This is a genomic window from Nonomuraea sp. NPDC049141, assembly GCF_040648415.1.
Taxonomy (GTDB): domain Bacteria; phylum Actinomycetota; class Actinomycetes; order Streptosporangiales; family Streptosporangiaceae; genus Nonomuraea.
The window spans coordinates 1-3,780 of the sequence record NZ_JBEZDR010000087.1; the positions used below are offsets into that span (position 1 = coordinate 1).

Annotated in this window: 3 protein-coding genes; 1 reads left to right on the plus strand and 2 read right to left on the minus strand. The window is 71.1% G+C overall.

Annotated elements, in window-relative coordinates; all coding sequences use genetic code 11:
* Both AB0B91_RS64415 and AB0B91_RS64420 read right to left on the minus strand, forming a co-directional pair.
* Positions 1-1,787 (minus strand): condensation domain-containing protein (locus tag AB0B91_RS64415; protein ID WP_358342874.1); only part of this gene is annotated, 1,787 nt, incomplete at its 3' end.
* On the minus strand, positions 1,784-2,032 hold the full coding sequence (locus AB0B91_RS64420) for an acyl carrier protein (RefSeq protein ID WP_089002183.1): 249 nt from the start codon (positions 2,030-2,032) through the stop codon (positions 1,784-1,786). The genes AB0B91_RS64420 and AB0B91_RS64415, both read right to left, overlap by 4 nt.
* A 764-nt stretch (positions 2,033-2,796) precedes the next feature.
* On the opposite strand from AB0B91_RS64420, the gene AB0B91_RS64425 reads away from it, so the two are divergent.
* Positions 2,797-3,780 (plus strand): MFS transporter (locus AB0B91_RS64425; protein ID WP_358342876.1); only part of this gene is annotated, 984 nt, incomplete at its 3' end.

Below are 3,780 nucleotides of genomic sequence, written 5' to 3' on the forward strand. Positions count from 1 at the left end.
GTGGCCAGGGTCAGCTCCTCCTGGCGGCCTTCACTCTCACCGTGGCCGCGCACCAGCGCCTCGCCGACGACGAACTCGCAGCCGGCCCGCCGGACCATGTACTCCAGCCGCTCGGCGGGCAGCCCCGGGTCCAGCGGGAGGTACGCCGCGCCCCGGCCGAGGATGGCCAGGATGGCGGTCACCGTGTCGCAGAGGGTCGTCGCGGCCAGACCAACCACGGCCCGGGGGCCGACCCCGTGCGCGGCGAGCCCGGCGCTGATCCGCTCGGCCTCGGCCAGCAGTTGGCGGTAGTCGAGCCGGCGGGTCGGGTCCTCGATCGCCGGGGCGTCGGGCCGCCGCCGGGCCGCCGCCGACACCCAGTCCCACGGCGTGTCGCCGGTCAGTGGGCTGGTCCAGCCGTCGGAGCGGACGCTGGCGGCGGCGGAGGCGTCGGCGAAGAGGTCACCGAGCCGGCACGAGCCGTCGGAGACCGCCCCGCGTACGGCGTCGCGCAGCGAGGTGAGCAGCCCGTCGGCGACCACCGGCGCGATGAGCTGCCGGTCGTACTCGAGTTCGAGCAGCCAGCGGCCGTCGACCGGGGTGGCGCCCAGCCAGAGGTCGAACTTGGCGGTGCCGTTGCCGGGCTCCAGGACCCGCAGCACCGCTCCGCCCGGCTCCGGCGTGAAGGTGTCCTGCATGGCGAGCATCGCCGAGAACAGCGGGTTGCGGTTGCTGGACCGGTCGGGCCGTACGTCGGCGACGAGGCGGTTGAAGGTGACGTCGACGTTCGCGCGGCAGAAGTCGATGGACTCCCGGACCACCTTGCCGAGATGCTCGTCGACGGTGCGGCTCCACTCCACGTCGACGGTGACCGGCAGCGTGTTGACGAAGAATCCGCCGAGGTCGAACGCGCCGATCGTGCGGCGGGCCATGAACGGGCTGCCGACGAGGACGCTGGACACGTTGGCGTGCCGGGCCAGCACGGTGCCGTAGATGCCGGAGAAGAAGACGAACGGGGAGATCTCCAGCCGCCGGCAGGTCTCCGACAGCGCTGCCGTCTCGGCCTGGCTGAGGTACCAGCTCACCCGGTCGCCGGTGAACTCCGTCTGCGCGGCGCGCCCGGGCAGGGGCGCCAGCACCAGGGGCGGGACCTCCCGTAGCCGGGCCGCCCACTCCCGGGACCGTTCGACGACGCGGTCGGAGGTGGCGGTGCGGTTCTGCGCCGCCAGCTCCTTGACGAAGGCCTTCTCGCGGGCGGCGCGCCGCTGCTCGATCTCCGCCCCGGCGAGGCGTCCGGACAGCGCCTCCTGGAGGTCGCGTACCAGGGGCCCCATCGACACGCCGTCGAGGATGATGTGGTGGTCGCACATGAGGACCGCCACGCGGGGCTCGTCGAGGCACCGGACGATGGCGAACCGGTACGCGGGGCCGTTGGCCAGGTCGAACTCCGGTCGGCCGATGCGCCGCTGGGCCGCGCCGACCGCCTCCTCGAAGTCGCGTCGGCGGGCCGTGACCCGTTCGAGCGGGAAGTCCTCCGCCCGTGGGGGCGGGGTGAGCCGGGCGTGCATCTCGGGCAGCAGCCCGAACACCTGGCGCATGGCCGGCTGAACGGCGACGACCGTAGCGAGCGCGCGCTCGATCGTCTCGTCGGGGATCGACGGGTCGATGTCGAACCGGACGAGCTGGTTGTAGACGGCGCGCCCGGGTGAGCGTTCGTTGACGACCAGCAGCCCCTTCTGCGATTCGGTGATCGGCAGCCGCTCCGGGGCGGTCTCCGCCGCGAGCTGGGTCCCGGCCGTCGTGGTCACCGTGCGCCTCCGGTCTCGGCGCCCACGGCGCTCAGCTCGCGTAGCCACTGCTTGAGGTCACCCACCGTGCGCAGGTCCACGAGGCGGGTGGCGTCGATCTCGGCGTCGTCGTCGTTGGCCAGCTCGACGGCGAGCCGCAGCAGGGACAGCGATTCGAGTCCGGCCTCCAGCAGGGGGGTCGAGTCGTCGAAGGCCACCGACGCGTACTTCGCGATCGTCGTGTCGAGGTCAGCTGGAGTCGTCATCCCTGCTTCCCGTTCACCTGAGGTCGGCCGCGCCCGAGTGATCGGAAACCGGATGAGCAGCGGTTGCCGATCGAGGTGGGGGTCGACTGAATTTGCGCTTGGAAGTTCTACCGGTCAGAGCATCCCGGCTCCGATGTTCGCTCGATGTTCCCGAGATGGAATGTCGTTGGTCGCTGATTCAGGCGGTGCCGCGGGTTCGCGCGCATCGGGGAAGGGGCGGTGCAAAAGGGGCGTCGACCAGTGGCGCGGCCGGGCCGGCGGGCGGCAATTTTCCCCAACTGCCTCAGATGTGGCAGGGCCCGACAGAACTGCCCGTAGGTGTTGTTCGGGGCGCCGGCGGAGCGCGGGCCGCCGGCCGCCGCCGGACGCACCGGGGCCGGGCAAGCTGTCGACGTGAGGATGGACACGCCTCTTCGGATGACCTATGGTGCAACCAGCGCAACGCAGAGTATTCCCAAAAGGTGCGAAAGGGACTTTTCCGCGATTGATAGAGCCGCCTGTCGATGCCCGTACGCCCACACCGTCAACGCGCGGACCCCGATGACCTGCCACTCCGTGCCGCCCGCCGACCGGTCTGGTCGGAATTGCCGGCGCTGACGGCACGGCTGCGCGGGATCGGTCGACCACCCGCCCGGCTCACATGTCGCCTAATTGACAAGTGCGACCGGCTAAATGGTCCTTTATCGTTTGTCCGGGTGGTGTGCGCACTTCGCGGCGGAGTCCCCATTCACTTCTCTTAATTCAAGACCGTGTGAGGGATTGTCGTGGCCACAGCTCAACCCACAGTGCAGGCGGATCCGCCCGGAGCCAGGCGAAACGAATGGATTCTGGTCATCTTCACGGGCACCACGAACATCGCCGACGCGGTGGCCCGGATCGCCCTCCCGCTGCTCGCCGCCCAGATCAGCCGTTCGCCCGTCGTGGTCACCGCCGTCGCGGCCATCATGAGCCTGCCGTGGCTGGTGGCCGCGCTGCACGTCGGGGTCTTCGTCGACCGGATGGACCGGCGGTCGCTGCTGATGGGCGCCGAGATCGCCCGGATGCTCTCCGTCGGCGCGCTCCTCGTCGCCGTGCTCGCCGCGAGCCCGACCCTGGCGCTGATCTACGCCGCCGCACTGGTCATCGGCCTGGCCGACGTGGTGGCCGGCATCGCCGGAGCCTCCATCGTCCCGTCGGCCGTGCCGAAACACCGGTGGGAGACCGCCAACGCGCGGATCACGGCCCTGGAGTACCTGTTCAACGGGTTCGCCGGGCAGCCGATCGGCGGCTTCCTGGTGGCGATCGGATTCGGCCTGGCCCTCGGCGTCACCGGCTTCGCCTACGTGGCCGGCGCGGTCCTGCTGCTCCTGCTCGTCGGCAACTTCAAGGTGGCTGCCACCGCCCGCAAGCGTTCGGTCAACGAGGACATCCGTGAGGGCCTCCAGTTCCTCTGGCAGCACCGGCTGCTCCGGACGATGGCCCTGCTCATCGCGATCATGGCCGGCTGCTGGGCGGCGTGGCTCGCCCTCATCCCGGTCTACGCCGTGGGTGGTCCGCTCGGGCTCGACGAGCGGCAGTACGGCTTCCTGCTCACCTGCCTCGGCGCGGGCGGGGTGATCGGCACCGTCATCGTCGGGCCGGTCAACCGGTGGATCGGCCGGCGCTGGTCCATGTTCACCGACATCGTCGGCGCCTTCGCCCTCGTGGCGGCCCCCGCGCTGCTGCCCGCCGCGCCGTCCAGCGCCTGGGTCATCGGCGCCGCGGCGTTC